Annotated in this window: 20 protein-coding genes and 1 pseudogene; all 21 read right to left on the reverse strand. The window is 28.7% G+C overall.

Annotated features, from left to right (window positions below; genetic code table 11):
* Window positions 1-3 precede the first annotated feature (3 nt).
* Window positions 4-780: a flagellar type III secretion system pore protein FliP gene (gene fliP, locus BTM21_RS07970; protein WP_079481232.1), complete on the reverse strand. Its 777-nt coding sequence runs from the start codon at window positions 778-780 to the stop codon at window positions 4-6.
* The gene (locus BTM21_RS07975; RefSeq protein ID WP_193433059.1) at window positions 770-1,162 is read right to left on the reverse strand and encodes a flagellar biosynthetic protein FliO; all 393 of its coding nucleotides are present in this window, start codon (window positions 1,160-1,162) and stop codon (window positions 770-772) included. Before BTM21_RS07975 ends, fliP begins: the two co-directional genes overlap by 11 nt.
* 12 nt (window positions 1,163-1,174) lie before the next feature.
* Window positions 1,175-1,624: a flagellar basal body-associated FliL family protein gene (locus BTM21_RS07980; protein WP_079481231.1), complete on the reverse strand. Its 450-nt coding sequence runs from the start codon at window positions 1,622-1,624 to the stop codon at window positions 1,175-1,177.
* On the reverse strand, window positions 1,617-2,375 hold the full coding sequence (locus BTM21_RS07985; protein WP_021875224.1) for a flagellar motor protein MotB: 759 nt from the start codon (window positions 2,373-2,375) through the stop codon (window positions 1,617-1,619). The genes BTM21_RS07980 and BTM21_RS07985 overlap by 8 nt, the downstream gene beginning before the upstream one ends.
* Window positions 2,375-3,181 (reverse strand): motility protein A, encoded by an 807-nt coding sequence (locus tag BTM21_RS07990; RefSeq protein WP_021875223.1) that lies wholly within the window; start codon window positions 3,179-3,181, stop codon window positions 2,375-2,377. The genes BTM21_RS07985 and BTM21_RS07990 overlap by 1 nt, the downstream gene beginning before the upstream one ends.
* Before the next feature lie 11 nt (window positions 3,182-3,192).
* Window positions 3,193-3,384, reverse strand: coding sequence for a flagellar FlbD family protein (locus BTM21_RS07995; RefSeq protein WP_021875222.1), 192 nt, complete (start codon window positions 3,382-3,384; stop codon window positions 3,193-3,195).
* 115 nt (window positions 3,385-3,499) lie between these two features.
* A complete protein-coding gene (locus BTM21_RS14150) occupies window positions 3,500-5,038 on the reverse strand; it encodes a flagellar hook-basal body complex protein (protein WP_311195626.1) in 1,539 nt (512 codons plus the stop codon).
* A gap of 372 nt (window positions 5,039-5,410) precedes the next feature.
* Window positions 5,411-6,154 (reverse strand): annotated as a pseudogene (locus BTM21_RS13940) (flagellar hook-basal body complex protein); the annotation flags it as partial.
* Between the two features lie 80 nt (window positions 6,155-6,234).
* The gene (locus tag BTM21_RS08005) at window positions 6,235-6,624 is read right to left on the reverse strand and encodes a TIGR02530 family flagellar biosynthesis protein (RefSeq protein WP_021875220.1); all 390 of its coding nucleotides are present in this window, start codon (window positions 6,622-6,624) and stop codon (window positions 6,235-6,237) included.
* A gap of 9 nt (window positions 6,625-6,633) precedes the next feature.
* Window positions 6,634-7,347: a flagellar hook assembly protein FlgD gene (locus BTM21_RS08010; RefSeq protein ID WP_021875219.1), complete on the reverse strand. Its 714-nt coding sequence runs from the start codon at window positions 7,345-7,347 to the stop codon at window positions 6,634-6,636.
* Window positions 7,348-7,357: 10 nt separating this feature from the next.
* Window positions 7,358-8,815 (reverse strand): flagellar hook-length control protein FliK, encoded by a 1,458-nt coding sequence (locus tag BTM21_RS08015; RefSeq protein ID WP_021875218.1) that lies wholly within the window; start codon window positions 8,813-8,815, stop codon window positions 7,358-7,360.
* A 1-nt stretch (window position 8,816) separates the two neighbouring features.
* Window positions 8,817-9,266, reverse strand: a complete 450-nt coding sequence (gene fliJ, locus BTM21_RS08020) for a flagellar export protein FliJ (protein ID WP_021875217.1) — start codon at window positions 9,264-9,266, stop codon at window positions 8,817-8,819.
* A 14-nt stretch (window positions 9,267-9,280) separates the two neighbouring features.
* Window positions 9,281-10,591: a flagellar protein export ATPase FliI gene (gene fliI, locus BTM21_RS08025; protein ID WP_021875216.1), complete on the reverse strand. Its 1,311-nt coding sequence runs from the start codon at window positions 10,589-10,591 to the stop codon at window positions 9,281-9,283.
* A 13-nt stretch (window positions 10,592-10,604) separates the two neighbouring features.
* On the reverse strand, window positions 10,605-11,360 hold the full coding sequence (locus BTM21_RS08030; RefSeq protein ID WP_079481229.1) for a FliH/SctL family protein: 756 nt from the start codon (window positions 11,358-11,360) through the stop codon (window positions 10,605-10,607).
* Window positions 11,344-12,360, reverse strand: a complete 1,017-nt coding sequence (fliG, locus tag BTM21_RS08035; protein WP_021875214.1) for a flagellar motor switch protein FliG — start codon at window positions 12,358-12,360, stop codon at window positions 11,344-11,346. Before fliG ends, BTM21_RS08030 begins: the two co-directional genes overlap by 17 nt.
* A gap of 4 nt (window positions 12,361-12,364) precedes the next feature.
* Entirely contained in the window at window positions 12,365-13,927 is a 1,563-nt protein-coding gene (fliF, locus tag BTM21_RS08040; protein WP_021875213.1) for a flagellar basal-body MS-ring/collar protein FliF, read from the reverse strand.
* Between the two features lie 19 nt (window positions 13,928-13,946).
* The gene (gene fliE, locus BTM21_RS08045; protein WP_021875212.1) at window positions 13,947-14,240 is read right to left on the reverse strand and encodes a flagellar hook-basal body complex protein FliE; all 294 of its coding nucleotides are present in this window, start codon (window positions 14,238-14,240) and stop codon (window positions 13,947-13,949) included.
* A 31-nt stretch (window positions 14,241-14,271) separates the two neighbouring features.
* Window positions 14,272-14,676: a flagellar basal body rod protein FlgC gene (gene flgC, locus BTM21_RS08050; RefSeq protein WP_021875211.1), complete on the reverse strand. Its 405-nt coding sequence runs from the start codon at window positions 14,674-14,676 to the stop codon at window positions 14,272-14,274.
* A gap of 2 nt (window positions 14,677-14,678) precedes the next feature.
* Window positions 14,679-15,074: a flagellar basal body rod protein FlgB gene (gene flgB, locus BTM21_RS08055; RefSeq protein WP_079481228.1), complete on the reverse strand. Its 396-nt coding sequence runs from the start codon at window positions 15,072-15,074 to the stop codon at window positions 14,679-14,681.
* Between the two features lie 320 nt (window positions 15,075-15,394).
* On the reverse strand, window positions 15,395-16,255 hold the full coding sequence (locus BTM21_RS08060; RefSeq protein WP_079481227.1) for a flagellin N-terminal helical domain-containing protein: 861 nt from the start codon (window positions 16,253-16,255) through the stop codon (window positions 15,395-15,397).
* Between the two features lie 35 nt (window positions 16,256-16,290).
* Window positions 16,291-16,743, reverse strand: a complete 453-nt coding sequence (locus BTM21_RS08065) for a hypothetical protein (protein WP_096145404.1) — start codon at window positions 16,741-16,743, stop codon at window positions 16,291-16,293.
* Window positions 16,744-16,765: the final 22 nt, after the last annotated feature.

Genomic DNA, 16,765 nt, shown 5'->3' on the forward strand with positions numbered 1-16,765 from the left:
CACCTACCCAAAACTTAATACTAATGATTTTACTATTAGATACCATCCATCTACCATTACAAATAATAGTAATTTAAATGGTAGTGATACCATAACTGGTGGAAGCATAAACATCCCCATAGACATAAGAACACTTGCAACAACCATATCTATTATTAAAAATGGCATAAATAATAAAAATCCTATTTGGAAAGCTGTTTTAAGTTCACTTATTGTAAAAGCAGGTATAACAACTTGAAGTGGAATATTATCCTTTGTTATCTTATCCTTATCCATTTTTGATGTTTCGATAAATAATTCTAAATCCTTTTGTCTTGTTTGCTTTAACATAAAATCTCTTATAGGTTTTGTACCTACTTCTATAGCTTCCTCTTGGCTTATCTTATTTTCCATATATGGTTTGAATGCTTTATCATTCACCTCTGTATAAATCGGACTCATTATAAATACTGTTAAAAACAATGCAAGCCCAACTAATATTTGATTGGGAATTGATTGTTGTGCACCAAGCGCACTTTTTAAAAATGAGAAAACTACAATAATTCTTGTAAAACAAGTCATCATTATTATTATTGATGGTAATAATGTTAATATTGTTAAAACTATAAGTAGCTTTATATTGTCTACATAATTTTTAGCTGTTCCACTTTCTCCACCAACAGAAATATTTACATTAGGTACTTCCATTGTATTTGGTGCTGCATGTACACTTCTAGCGTATATAAACATAAAGCTCATAGCTAAAAATATTATTAAAAAATATTTTTTCCTATTTTTCATGGTCCTCTTCCTTTAGTTTATATTTATTTTTAAACATATTGAAAGTTCTTTTAAATTTATTAATGATATTTTCATATCCTTTGTTTAAATCATTTTGAACTTTCAATTTTTCATTCTCTATAGTTAGAACTTCTTCTTCTGATAAATCTTGAATTTTCTCAGTTTTACCATTAGAAGAGGACATAATATACCCTTTATTTCCAACCTTTAAGATAATAATAAAACTATCCTTCGATATTTGAATTCTATCTAAAACCTTAATGTATTTATTCTTATTGATTTGATTAATTCTATCTCCACTAATCTTAAAAGCTAAGTACATAATTCCAATTACAATTACTAGTGAAAATACTAGCTTTACACACATAAACACAAATTCCATGTTTTACTTCCTTTATTGGACTATTATGTCATTTATATAAACATCTCTTACTAGTCCTAATTTAAGCTTTTGATTTACTCTCTTAACTAATTCACCCTTTAGGTTTACTTCATTTTCTGCAGTAAAGTCTTTAGCCTTACAAGATTTAAAGTAATATATAGTAGTATCCCTAAGTACTATTTTTTTATCCTTTATTTCATTAAGTAAATCTTCATTGCTTTTATCTGCTCCTATTGAAACTGTTAACTTAACATATCTCTTTTGACCATCATCACTAAGGTTTACAAAAATTTCACCTAAATCACAATATGTTTCTTCAATAATTATTTCTCCTGCTGTTGCTTTTTTTGACATTCCAAAATATACTCCAGCAAAAGTTCCTAATCCTATTACAGCTAAAATTAATATACCAATAATTATCTTTTTAAAAGTTCCTGTTTTTTCATTTTTATCTTTAGCCATTTTTTCGTGCCTCCTCTGTTGTCATTATTAAAATATTAACTCTTCTATTTTTAGCCAAATTTTCATAAGTATCATTTGGAGCTACTGGCCTATATTCTCCATACCCTGCTGCTGTGAATCTCTTAGGATCTTCCTTCATAACTTCTACAAAGTATCTAACAACATTAACTGCTCTATCTGCAGATAGTTCCCAGTTTGATGGAAATTCAGATGTGTGTATAGGTCTATTATCTGTATGTCCTTCTACTATTATTGGATTACTCATAGATGCTATAAGAGAATTTATTTTACTCAATATTTCTTTACTATCTTCTCTTAATACTGAACTTGACGTTTCAAAAAGTATATTATCCCTTAATTGAATTACTACTCCTCTATCACTATCTATAATATCTACTACTGATGATAAATTATTTTCTTTAACAAATTCTTTAACATCTCTATATATTTTTTGTTGTTCACTCATATTAGTAGTTTCTTCTACAGTATTTTTAATATCTACTTCTCCTCCAATTAATGGTACTTGACCATTGTATAAGTCGTATTCCATTATTGTATCTCCCTTTTCTCCACTCATTAAAGTTTGAAAAGCCGTAGATAATTTTTTTATTTTTTGATTATCAACTGTAGACATTGAATATAGTAGTATAAAGAAAGTAAGTAATAGCGTTATACAATCAGAATAAGTTGCTAGCCATTCGTTTCCTGTAGGTTCATCACTAGCTTTCATTTTTTTATTTTTTCTAGCCATTAGTTAACAACTCCTTCATTGTTTTCAACTACACCACTTAAATATTCAAGTCTTTCTTTTGGATTAAGATATGTAAGAAGTTTCTCTTCTACTATTCTTGGATTAACTCCTGATTGTATTGAAAGAATACCCTCTAACATCATTTCTCTCATTTGTGATTCTTGTTCACTTTTAATTTTTAAGTTTGCTGCCATTGGAGTACAGAAAAGATTTGCTAATATTGAACCATAGAAGGTTGTAATTAATGCCTTTCCCATACCAGATGCTATATTAGATACATCTGTTAGATTCTGTAACATTTGAATAAGTCCTATAAGTGTACCTATCATACCAAAAGCTGGTGCATATACTCCCCAAGTACTATAAATGCTTGAACCTTTCATGTGTCTACTTTCCATTTCATCAATTTCAAGTTCTAATATTTCTCTTATAGTTTCTGGTTCTATACCATCAACTACCATTTGAAGTCCTTTCTTTAAAAAATCATCTTCTAATTCTGAAATATCATCTTCTAAAGATAATAACCCTTCTCTTCTTGCCTTTTTAGAAAGGTTAGTAAATTGAAGTATAGTATCTTGTGATGATATTTTTGTTTCTTTAAATGTTTGTCCAAATAGCTTTCCTAGGTTTTTTACTTCCTTTATAGAATAAGTTATTAAGACTGCACTAAATGATCCCCCTATTGTTATTAATACTGATGGAAAATCCCAGAATATCATTAAATTACTTCCTGACATCATTCCGTACACTAATAAAGCTCCACCTACTACTAATCCTAAGAAGGTTAATGCATCTGACTTTTTCATAATAATGCCTCCTAAAACTTATATGTTACAATTTTATTTTTATATATAATAACTTTTTCTATTACATCTTCTACTGTTTCTAAAACTATATATTTTTTACCATTTGTTAAAGTAATTACTGTTTCTGGTACTTCCTCAATTTTCTCAATATGATCAGCATTTAAAATAAATTCTTTATTATTCATTCCCACTAATTTAACCATAGTGTTCTCCTTTTCTTTAAAGTTCTTATATTTTATTTTTTAATATAAGCTAGAAGCCATATTACTAGCTATAAAAATCATAGTATTATGGCTAATAGTTATATTTTATATTTATCTATCTCTTTAAGTTGATTATATCTTGAAGTATTTCATCTCCAGTTGTTATCATTTTACCTGATGCTTGGAATGCTCTACTTGAAACTATCATATCTGTAAATTGTTCTGCTAAATCTACATTTGACATTTCTAGCATACCTTGTAAAGTATCTCCGTAACCCTTTGAGTTATCATCATTTAAAGTACCTATACCACTCTTAATTACTGCTTCACCTGAGTTTACTGATGAACTATATAAGTTACCACCTAGTTTTGTTAAACCTTCTGGATTTTTAAAGCTTGACATAGCTATTTGTCCTAAAGCAGCTACTCTACCATCTTCTAAAACTCCATTTATAACTCCATTTTTATCGATTGTATAAGTTTTAACTTTTAATTCTTGTTCTGTTCCTGGTATTCTAACTTTATCTGGAATTTTAAGTGTTTTTAATTCTCCATCATATGATTTTAAATCTTTAGTACCGTCAACAAAGTTCATACCACCATCTGTATCTAAACTTTGTACCGGAGTACCACCACCTGTTATTCCTGATTCGATTCCGCTTATTTGAGCTGGTGAACCTGTAACTTTAATTGCTTGGTTTATTCCCTTTTGTTGTAATGCTTGATTAATAACATTTTGAACTAATCCTGATGAAGTTACACCACTATTTATTAAATCTGCATTTATTACTATCGTTTTATTGCTTGTATCTATACTTGCAGATGTTTTAGTTCCTGAATTTACTTTGCCTATTTGAATCTTATATCCATTTAATGCTGCACCTGGTGTAAATTCAAATTTCATTCCAGCAGCTTCTACTTCGTGAGGAGTTGCTAAATCCATTCCTCCGTCTATAGATTGTGAACTTAATCCTGTAAATACCTTTGGTGTTCCTGAAACTATTACTTTATCTGTTGATTTTAAAGTAGTACCTAAAGCTTTATTTATTTCATCAGAAAGCTTTTGAGCTGTAACTTCATTTGGAGTTACAAAATCTCCTGATATTAATAATTTCTTTGGATTAGTTTTATCTTTTTCTACTACTAAATTAGGAGATTTAACATCTACTATTTCTACTTCATAGCCATTATAAGTATTTCCTTTAGGTAATGTAATAGTTACTCCTGCTATATCTATAGCTTTAGGTGATTTAAGGTCACTACCATCATTTAATGATAACATATTTCCTTTTTTATCATCTTCATACTTACCAGTTATTGTTTTTAATTTAGGAGATATAATTCCATTTTTGCTTAATTCACTATTAAAGGATGTTTTTATATTATCTCCTATAGTAACTAATTCTTTAAAGTCTGCATTTATTGTTATAATTTTATCATTTTTATTTACAGATACTTTAGTTGCAGTACCTTTAGTAGTATCTCCAAACTTTATCTTATATCCATTTAATCCTGCACCTTCTTCAAAGTCGAAAGTTAATCCACCAAATGATTCTTTACTTTCTTTACCAGATGGATCAATAACTGTTGGTTTAGGAGCTTTAGCTACTGAACCACTTTCATCTGTTTGTCCATAAACTTGTGATACACTCATAGGTGAACCTGAAAAATTAGTTACTGTTTGTTTTAATCCTTTTGCTGCTAAAGCATTATTAATAGAATCTTTTAATACACTTCCAGATATAGCACCTTTACTTATAAAGTCTGCATTTATTTTTATTTTCTTTGTATCTTTATTTATATCTACACTAATAGGTGTTCCTGTTCCTATTCTTCCAATTTCAAATGAATACCCATTTAATTCGCTTCCTTCACTTAATTGTAATGTAAATCCACCAATTGTTGTTGAGCCTGGCGCTGTTGCATCAGCCCCTCCAATAACCTTATCTGAAGCTAAATCTGCTATATTAACAGGTTTCCCTGAAACAAAAATTTGTTGTGAAATTCCTGCTGAAGATAATCCCTTATTAATTGCTGATTCAACTTGTGGTGTTGTTAAGGCTCCTGGAGTTGAGAAGTCACCATTAACTACTATTGTTTTTTCAGCTTTATCTACATTAGATGTTGTAACTGTTCCTGGTCCTATTTCTCCAAGTACAACTTTATATCCATTTAATTGTGAACCTGGTCCAAATCTAAAATCTAAACCTGCTGTTGAAACAATTGTTGGTTGTTTTCCTGTAGCCTCTTGTGCACTATCATCATTAGTTAAAGAGTATCCTAAAACTCTAAATCCATCTCCAGTTAATAGGTTTCCAGCTTCATCTAATATAAATGATCCATCTCTTGAATACATTATTTCTGAATTTGAATTTGCTAATGATTGAGATGTTATATTATGTGCTCCTGCTCTATGATTTACTTCTAAACTACCATTAGAAATTTCAGGTCCTTTACTTACCATAAAGAATCCATTACCATCAACAGCAACATCTAGTGATCTTCCTGTTGGTTGCATCATCCCTTGAGTCATAACTGAATCTATACTTGCAAGTTGTACTCCAAGACCTACTTGGTTTGCATTTACACCACCTTGATTTTTTGATGGTGCCATAGCATCTGATACATTTTGACTTAGCATATCACTAAATCTTGCTCTTGATGATTTAAAAGCTGTTGTTCCTACATTTGAAATATTATTACCTATAACATCTAATTTTGTTTGATTTACTTTCATTCCGCTAATTCCGGAATACATTGATCTTAACATAATTTGACCTCCACCCTCTTATTATTTTTACTTACATCTATCATTCAATAAGTAATTGGCTTCCTATTAAAAGGTCCAGCCTATAAAATTACTACACTATCTACATTCGTAAATACATTATCTTTTGCTCTTTCTTTTTCAACAGCTGTAATAATAGTTTTATTTTCTATACTTGCTATTAAAGCTATATCTTTATATAACATTACAGAGTTTTTACAGCCTTTGTTTTCTGCAATTTCAAAACCTTTTTCAATAGCTTTCATATCCTGATTATTAAAATTAATCAGCTTTAATCTTTCTGCTGCATGTTTAGATAATTTATATCCATCTTCTTTATCTATCTTTTCATTTAGAACATCTTTAAAGCTATTGCCTACACCACTCTTTTTAGTTGTTATTAAATTAGTTGATGTAGGAGTTTGAAAATTCCCAACTTGATATGGCACTCCATTTATAATTCTAAAGCCCATAAAATTCACCTACGCTTTTACGCTATTAACAATGTCATTTAACTTATTGGATATTTTTTCATTTGCAGTAACACTAATTACTTTATCATAAGTAAATTCTTGTATATCTTCAGAACCATCTAGTTTAACTTTTACTTTAACTACACCTTGGTCTTTATGTATCCCAAGAACCTCACCCTTAATATTTTCATTATTATTTCCCTTTTCACTTAGTTCAACATGTTTACCAATAAATGCTGAAGCTACTAAAAAAGATAGATTCCCGTTCATATTATTAATTGAAGGAGTTGAATAATTTGGAACATCTAAAACTGTAAGGATATCTTCTATTGGGAAATCCTTATATATATTTTTTCCATTTTCACTAACTTCTAATGATATACTGGTTTTTCCATTTTGTGTAGTAACTGCTTTAACTACACCAGTATATGGAGCTCCCTCATTATTAACAGATTTTAAAGTAACTCCTCTTCCTGTTAAATCATGAGCTGCATAATTTGTCATAGTAGTATTTAAATTTCCCATTTGCTCCATTGAAGCAAATTGAGCCATTTGAGTAACATATTGAGTTGAATCATTATTACCCATAGGATCCATATTAGATAGCTCTGCTGATAGTATCTTTAAGAATGCATTTTTATCCATATCTTGACCAGGTTTCATTATCTTTGTTCCTCTATCAGTAGCTCTATTTCCTGTATAATTGTTAATTGCGTTAGTCATAAAATCCCTCCTATGCTAATAAGTTAACATTACTATCATCTATTCTTATTCCATCTTCATTTATACTATCTACTTCATCAAAATCTATTAACTTGTTTTTTGCCTTCTTATTCTCTTCTCTTGCAAAATCACTTTGTGAATTTTCTCCGCTATAAAAAGTAGCATCTTCTTGATATATGCCTACATTAACATCTTGAATCTTAATATTTTGTTGTTCTAATCCTTTCTTTATATCATTTAGATTAGAGTTTATTAAATTATAAGTTTCTTTTGATGTAGCCTTTATTTCTGCTCTCATAATACCTTCTTGTGATAAAATTTTAATGGTAATTTCCCCTAATTCCTTAGGATAAATTTTAACCTTTAATTCAGAAACAGCATTTTGTACCATATACTTAACATTTTTGATGATATCCATATCCATTGTTTGTTTATTAACTATAATTGGATTATCTATAATTTGAATTGGTTTAAAAATATTTTTATTGTAATTACCTATTAAATTTCCTTTTCCAAGACCTTTGTCAGAGTCTAAAATTTTTGATAATACTTTTTCTTCCTCAGTTAATTTCTTTAATTCTTCATCAGATTTATCATTTGATTTTTCTAACTTAGTATTAACTTTATCTTTTGTATTATCATTTAAAACTATTTTCTTTAATTCATCTGAAAAACTTGTATTATCCACATCTTCATTAGATACTTCAACTTTAGATTCTACATCTACCTTAGAATTATTAAGTTTATCAATTGATTTTTTATTTTCCTTATTAGTTAACATGCTAGGATTTTCCACTATATTTACTGAACTAATACTATTTAAGTTTTCTTTTGAAAATAACTTTTCATTTAATAAGTTTAAAACTTCTGCTAATTCTTTAGATTCTTTACTAGATAATATATCTTTAAAATCATCTGAATTAATCATTTCTAAAATATTATTAGCTAAGTTTATAGCCTCATTTAAGGTATCTTTTTTATCACTTAACTCAACTGTGTCTAACCTTAAAATATCATTATTAACTTTACCTAATTTAAAATTATCCTTATTAATAGTTAATTCTTTATTGTCTATTAAGCTTGAATCTAGACTTACATTTAGCTCTCCTGAAATTTCATTACTCTTTAAGTCTTTTTGCTGAATTAATTGACTTAATAAAAGAATAATATTTTCTAGTTTATTATCATCTAATTTATTTCCTTGGAAATCTTCTGAATCATCTATTGCTTTTGTAATTTTTTCTATAGTTTCTTCTATTGTACATTTATCTGAAGGTTCTTCTTCATTTTTTAAAGTTTCTATTTTCTTAAAGTCATTTGTAGTACTTTTATTAGTTACTACTTCATCCTTTAAAATATCTTTAAACTTATTAGTATAATCTGAAGCTTCTTTTTTTATATTTAGATCTTTATTTGCTACTGATTCCTTATTAATTTTTAAATTAGTAAGTATTTTCGTATCTATCATTTTATGATTTCACCCCCTTTCTATGATTTCTCATATATCCATATAGGGCAAATTCATCATTTGCTATTTGTTCTATTCTATTTTGCTCTTTGATATATGCAAGCTTTTGTTTTTCTTTTAATATATCAACAGTTTTTCTATCTATTTGACTTTTCTTTAAGTTATCTCTTCTAAAATTAACTTCTTTCTCTTTTAAAACTACTTCTTTTTCTGTAGTATCAATACCTTTGTTAAGAGCAAATAAATAATTCTTTTTAAGCTTTTGATAAACTACTGATTCTCCTGGAGCTATCCCATTATATTTACCATAATTCTCTCTAAGATCTGCAAGTTTTTGTTCTACAACTTGTTTTTCTCTTTGACTTTGAGTAAAAAGCCTTTTGCTCTCTTCCTCTTTCTCTACTCTAATTTCTAGTAGTTTTTCTAATCCAAATTCAAATCCTTTACCCATAACATCTCTTCTTTCTATTTATTAAACATTGATGTAAGATTTAATACACACTCTTGAAAATTAGACTTTTCTTCTATACCTTGTTTTAAAAAGCTATTTATGGCCTCATTATAATCTATAGCTAAATCTATCTTGTTATTAGTACCTCTAACATACGCCCCTAAGTTTATTAAATCTTCCGATTCTTTATAAGTAGCTAGTAAATCTCTTGCTATAGACGCTGCCTCTTTGTGATTATCACTAGCTATATTAGACATAAGTCTACTTACACTATTTAATATGTCTATAGCTGGATAATGATTTTTGTGAGCTAATGCTCTTGATAAAACTATATGTCCATCTAAAATACCTCTAACAGTATCAGCTATAGGCTCATTAAAATCATCTCCATCAACTAATACTGTATAAAAAGCAGTTATAGACCCTTTGTCTGAGGTTCCTGGTCTTTCCATAAGTTTTGGTAATTTAGCAAAAACAGATGGAGTATACCCTTTTTGTGCTGGTGGCTCTCCTATAGCTAGTCCTATTTCTCTTTGAGCCATAGCAAATCTAGTTACGGAGTCCATCATTAAAATAACTTTTTTACCTTGATCTCTAAAATACTCTGCTATTGCAGTAGCTGTTAAAGCTCCTTTTATTCTAATAAGTGCTGGTTTATCTGAAGTTGCACATACAACTATTGATTTTTTCATACCTTCTGGTCCTAAATCTTTTTCTATAAATTCTAGAACTTCTCTTCCTCTTTCACCTATTAAAGATATTACATTAACTTCTGCTTCTGCTTCTCTTGCTATCATCCCTAAAGTTGTACTTTTACCAACTCCAGAACCTGCAAATATACCTATTCTTTGTCCTTCTCCAACAGTTAAGAATCCATCTATTGCTCTTACCCCTGTAGGTAAAATATCTTGGATTCTTTTTCTTTTTAGAGGATCTGGAGGATCATTCTCTAAAGAATATCTCTCTCCATCTAAAATCTCCTCTTCATTTAACGGATTTCCAAGACCATCTAAAACCTTACCTAAAAGTTCATCTGAACACTTTACGCTTAAAGGTCTTTTTTCTGGAACAACTCTACATCCTGGAGAAATACCTATAAGCTCTCCAAGAGGCATAAGTAAAACAGCATCTTCTCTAAATCCAACTACTTCACAGCTTATAGGCTTATTTTCTTGATTATATATAGTGCATAATTCACCTACAAAACCTTTAATGCCTTGGACTTCTATAGTTAATCCTATAACTTGTTTTACTTTTCCCTCTGAATAGGTTGGGTTTATTTCGTTTAGTTTTTTATTTAACATATTAAAATCTATGCTTATCATATTAATCACCAACCTAACATTTAAAAAGAACTTCTTCTATTTTTTCTAAGGTAACATCTATTCCTACAATAGTTTTACCTGTGTTCTTTTCAATAACTGCATTTCCAAGTTCCATAAGTGGGTCTTCTAAAAGGAATACTTCTCCTTTTAATCTATAAGCTTTTTTCCAGTATTCAACTTTATCCATTAGTGAATCTTTATAGTTAGGATTAAATCTAATTATTATATTCTCCTCACCTATTGAGTCCTCAAGAACTGGTTCTATTAGATTTAATATTCCTTCACTTAATTGAAACTCTTTTCCTGTGATTATTCTTGCCATTTCTAATGAAAGCTTTAATATTTCTTGTTTCTTTTCTTCCATATAACTTTCATAATCTTCTCTTGCAGTTTTTAAAATATATTCTGCATTATTTATTTCTTCTGCTACCTTTTCTTTTGTATCATTAATTGCAGTTTCATAACCTAACTTATAACCATCTTCATAGCCATTTTGTTTTCCTTGCTCATAACCTTTTTCATAAGCACATTTTTCTAATTCTACAGCTCTTTCTGTAGAATTAACAATAATTCTTTCAGCTTCTGCCTTTGCATTTTTTATTATATTTGCACCTAAACTCTCGTATCTTTTAACCATAGCATCTATATCTATAATGCTTTTTTCTTCTGTTTCTTCTTTTGCTTTAGCACTAACGTATTTAGTCTCTATATTCTTACTATCACCAGAATGAGCTAATGAATATTTAATAAGATTACATGATGATTGCATCTTCCCCACCTCTTGAAATTACTATTTCTTGTGCATCGTCTAGTCTTCTTATTATAGAAACAATTTGTTGTTGTGCCTTTTCTACATCCATTAATCTTACTGGTCCTAAGAACTCCATATCTTCCTTTAATGAAGCAGCAGCTCTCTTTGATTGGTTTCTGTAAATAACATTAGATACTTCATCTGAACAACCCTTAAGAGCAAGAGCAAGATCCTTAACATCAACTTCTCTAAGAACTCTTTGAATTGATACATCATCAAGAGTAATGATATCTTCAAATACAAACATTGAGCTTTTAACTTTATCTGCTAAATCTGCATCTTCTCTTTCTAATGATTCAGTTATATTTCTTTCTGTTGATCTATCAACTTGGTTTAATATTCCAACTAAAGTATCTACTCCACCAAGGGATGTCATTTCACTTCTCACAACAGTTCCTAGTTTACTTTCTAGCACTTTCTCTATCTCCTTAATTACCATAGGAGATGTATCACTCATTGTTGCAATTCTATAAGCCACTTCACTTTGCGTATCTTCTGGTAATTCTGCCATAACTTGGGCTGCCTTATCTGCTTGAAGATAACATAGGATTAAAGCTATTGTTTGAGGATGCTCATAATTTATTACATTTAAAAGTTGATGAGCATCTGCCTTTCTAGCAATAGCAAATGGTCTATATTGTTGAGTAGCTTCTGTTACCTTACTTAAGATTTCTGAAGCTCTTTGTGGCCCTAGAGCTTTTGCTAGTAATGTTCTAGCATACTCTAATCCACCTTCTAAAATATAATCTCTAGCTCTATTTATTTCTAAAAACTCATCTAATATCTCTTGTCTTTCTTCAGATGAAACAGTTGATATATTTGCTATCTCATAAGTTATCTTTTGTATATCTGATTCTGGAAGCTTTTTTAATATCCCTGAAGAGGCTTCTGGCCCAAGAGTTATAAACAGTATTGCCGCCTTTTGTATTCCTGATAGTTTTTTCTTCTCTTTTGCCATATTATCACCTCTCATTGTCAGCTAACCATGATTTAACTATTTCTACAACTTGATCTGGTTTTTCACTTGCATATTTTTTAATTTCTTCTTCTTTATGAGTATTAACATTACTAATACCGAAGTCTATTGGTTTTAACATTTCTGTATCATTTAATGAGTCATCATCAATAACTATATCTAATAGACTTTCTTGTTCTTCTAATGCCTTTTTACGTTTTTTCCTTCTAATAACTATTATTGAAATAATAGCTCCTAATATACTTGCTAATAAAATACTACCGTATAATACCATCTTGTTCTTTTTATCTTTAGATAGCATATCATTTATAGAATTAAACTCTTTCTCTGCATCTGCTTTTGCTGCTGAATCAAATTTCATTCCTACAACTGATATCTTATCTCCTCTTTCTTGATTTACTCCTATTGCTGTACTAACAGAATCTTCTATTGCTTTTTGAACTGCAGGAGGTAAATTGTCATCTACAAATACAGATGCTGTTAATCTCTTTACTTCTCCTGGTGCACTTATAACAGTATTTTCTGTTTTTCCTACTTCATAGTTAGTCTTTTGTTCTTCTCTAGATGAAGTGCTTTTACTATTTCCTGATGAAATAGTATTTCCCATGTTGTTATCTACAGGACTTTCACTATTGTCTCCTGAACCATTATTGTTATTTTCTTTTATAGTTTGTTGACTTACTATAACCTTATTAGGATCTATTACTGTTTCAGTTTTCTTTTTAGAATCAAAATCTAAGTCTACCTTAACTTGTGATTTAACTTTATTTTTACCAATAACAGGCTCTAATAAACTTACAATAGATCTTTGAAGTTCATCTTCATACTTCTTTTCTAAAGCATGTTGTTTATCTACACTTTCAGCACTAGCAACTCCACTTTCTATATCATTTAAATCCTTAGTTAAAAGATTCATCTTATCATCTATTACTTCTATATTTTCTTTTGGTACATTCTCTGTACTTCCTGATACTAAAGCTACTATTGATTTAACTTGTTCTTGACTAAGGTTATTTCCTGGAAGAAGCTTTATATATACAGCTGCTTTTCCTGGTTCTTTATCTTCCACAAAAACCGAATCTTTAGATGGCGTTATATGTACTCTTACATTATCAACTTGTGGAAAACTTTTTATTGTCTTTTCTAATTCTCCTTGTTGTACTCTTAACTTCTTAAGTTTAAATTCCTCATCAGTCATACCAAATGAGCTACTATTATCCATCAACTCGTAACCTTTACTACCATTTGATAACTCTGGGGCCATTTCTAATCTTAATTCGTCAACTTTTTCTTTAGGGACCATAATGGTATCCCCTTCTATCTTCATGTCTATCTTTTGCTCTTTTAGCTTATTTGTTACAAGCTGAGCATCATTTGCATCTAAATTAGAAAATAAAACTTTATATTTATTTGATGAAGAATAAAAAAACATGGAAATTATTGCAATTATAACTGTTATAACTGCAACAATAATAGAAATCTTTATTACCTTACTTAAAGATTTAAATTTATTCCATATATTTTTAAAGCTTTCTTTAAGCTTATCCATAACTACACTCCTATCTTGTCTACAATTGCGTTCTTGTCAATTCTTGAATTGCTTCTACAACTTTATTTCTAACTTGCACAGCGAGTTGGAGTGACATTTTTGATTCTTCTGTAGCTAACATGATTTTATGAATATCAACTTTTTCTCCAGCTACAAACTGATTTGTTAAGTCATCTGCAACAACTTGTTTTTCATTTAGCTTATCTAAACTTTCTTTAAGCATAGACGAAAATTTATCATTTTCTTTATTTTTTATATTTGGTTTAGCAATCTCTAAATCACTACTATTAGGTATAAAACTATTAATTCTCATACTATCTCCCCCATTTTTATATTTAATAAAATTATCTTCCTATTTCTAATGTCTTCATAAACATTCCTTTTGTTGCATTTAAAGTATCAACATTAGCTTCATACGATCTTGATGCCGTAATCATATCTGCCATTTCATTTAATATATTTACATTTGGCATCAACACATATCCATCCTTACCAGCATCTGGGTGGCTTGGGTTGTACACTTTTCTTAAAGGCGATTTATCTTCTACTACTTTAACAGCCTTTACTCCATTTAACCCCATTGCATTATCTAAGTTTTCTTGAAATACTGCTATCTTTCTAACATATGGCTTTCCATTTTTTCCTCTTGTAGTTAATGCATTAGTCATATTTGATGTTATTGTATCCATTCTAAGCCTTTCGGCAGAAAGACCAGTTGCACTAAGTCTCATAGTATTAAATAAACTCATTTTTATCTTCCTCCACCTGAAATAACATTTTTAGTCATATTAAGTTTAGAATTAGCTTGTGTAATCAATGTATTATACATAAGAGTATTAGCAGCTTGATTTACTTTTTCTAAATCTAAATCAACATTATTCCCATCCATTCTCATACTTGTACTTTTATCTCTCTTTACTGAGATTCCATTATCAGAATCCATATCAGTGAAATGTTTACTATTTGTTTTTTTTAAATTTAATTCAGTTGATTTATTTTTCAAGTTTTCTTCAAAGACAACTTGAAACTTTTTATAACCTTTAGTATTTATATTAGCTAAATTATTAGATATAGCTTTCTCTCTTAAAGTTGCTACATCCAATCCTTTTTTTATGAAATTAAACGTATTATCGTTATTTAACTCCATATAATCTCACCTCTCAATTTATGTTGTTCATTTTTCTACATTTTTTCCTAAAGTTTTCTTTTTTCCTTTATATCTATTATATTAAAATTTTTCGATTTTTTCTAGTGATTTTATAAAACTATTTTATTTTTCATTAAACTTTCTGTTTATACCCCATTTTTTATAGGTTTCTATAAGTATTTTATTTTTTCTCTTCTAAAATTTTTAAGAATATCCGATTATTAAATCAAAATTTGTACTAAAATGAATAAAATGGAGATAAAAATAAAAAGAAGGGTTTTTGCCCTTCTTTTTATTTTATTCAAATTTAAATTTAATTTTTATCTTATATTTTGTAAAATTTCCAAAACATCCTGTGGGAAATTATTGCTTTGATTTAAAATAGATAATGCTGTGTTATGTAATATTGAGGTTCTTGAATATTCAGCAATTTCTAAAGCTACATCCGTATCTCTAATCATACTTTCTGCTTTTTCAAAAGTTAATGACGTAGAGTCTAAATTTTCTCTTGATGTTTCCATTCTATTTTGAATAGCTCCATATCTACTTCTTACATTACTAATACTAGATATAGCAGCATTAACCGTATCAAGATTAATTGCACTTTTATCTTTATCAGTTACATCTATTTCTCTAATTGAATTCCCATCTTTATCCTTAAGCATTCCAGTAGTTACATTAAACATAGGTATTTGTAACTCTTCTTTAACATTAGCACCAATCATATGAGATTTAAATTCTGGATAGTCATTATTATATACTTTATCATTACTTAAAAGATTAACTCCATTAAAATCTGAATTTCTAACAGTAAAGTCTATATCTTCCTTTAATTGTTTTATTTCAATTTGTATAGCCTCTAAGTCTTTACCAACATTTGTTCCATTGTTAGCTTGAACTATAAGTTCTTTCATTCTTAATAAAGATTCATTAACTGTAGTTAATGCACCATCTACATTTTGTATCATTGAAATTCCATCTTGAAGATTTCTTTCCGCTGATTGAAGACCCCTTATTTGCATTCTTAATCCTTCACTCATAGCAAGCTTATTAGAATTATCCTTGGAACTATTAATTTTACTTCCTGTACTTATTTTAGTTAAAGATTTAGATTGTAATTTTAAATTATTTTTATAATTTTTATATATATTCATAGATTCCATATTGTGACTTAATCTCATATTAACACCCCTTCTATTTTTTGTTGTATTTTAGATTATTTTATTAATATAGTTAGATATGAAAGTTTATCATAACCTAACTCCTTCATATCATTACATATTTTATTAAGGAATTCTTCATTATGTTCTATTACCCTTGCAAAAGAATAAAATACTTCTATTAAATTCTCTTCTTTAAATTCATCCTCATAAACCGCTAAGGTTGTAGTTAATAACATCCTTAATACAGAATAAACGGCAACTAACTTTACAACTTCATTGTAAATATCTTTTTTCCCTAATCCACACATAAAATTATTGTAAATATTATAAACTAAGTAATTTTCAATTATATAATCATTTTCCATTAAAAATTTACTATAATACTCATCTTCTAATTTTCCATATGTATTTATTAATTCATCTAAAGACTTCCCTTCATCAAAGCCCATAACTTCATTAAAATTAATACACATTTTATTAAACTTATCATTTAATATTATACCCATATTAGTTCTTACTTCTAATATA

Source organism: Clostridium chauvoei (assembly GCF_002327185.1).
Lineage (GTDB): Bacteria > Bacillota > Clostridia > Clostridiales > Clostridiaceae > Clostridium > Clostridium chauvoei.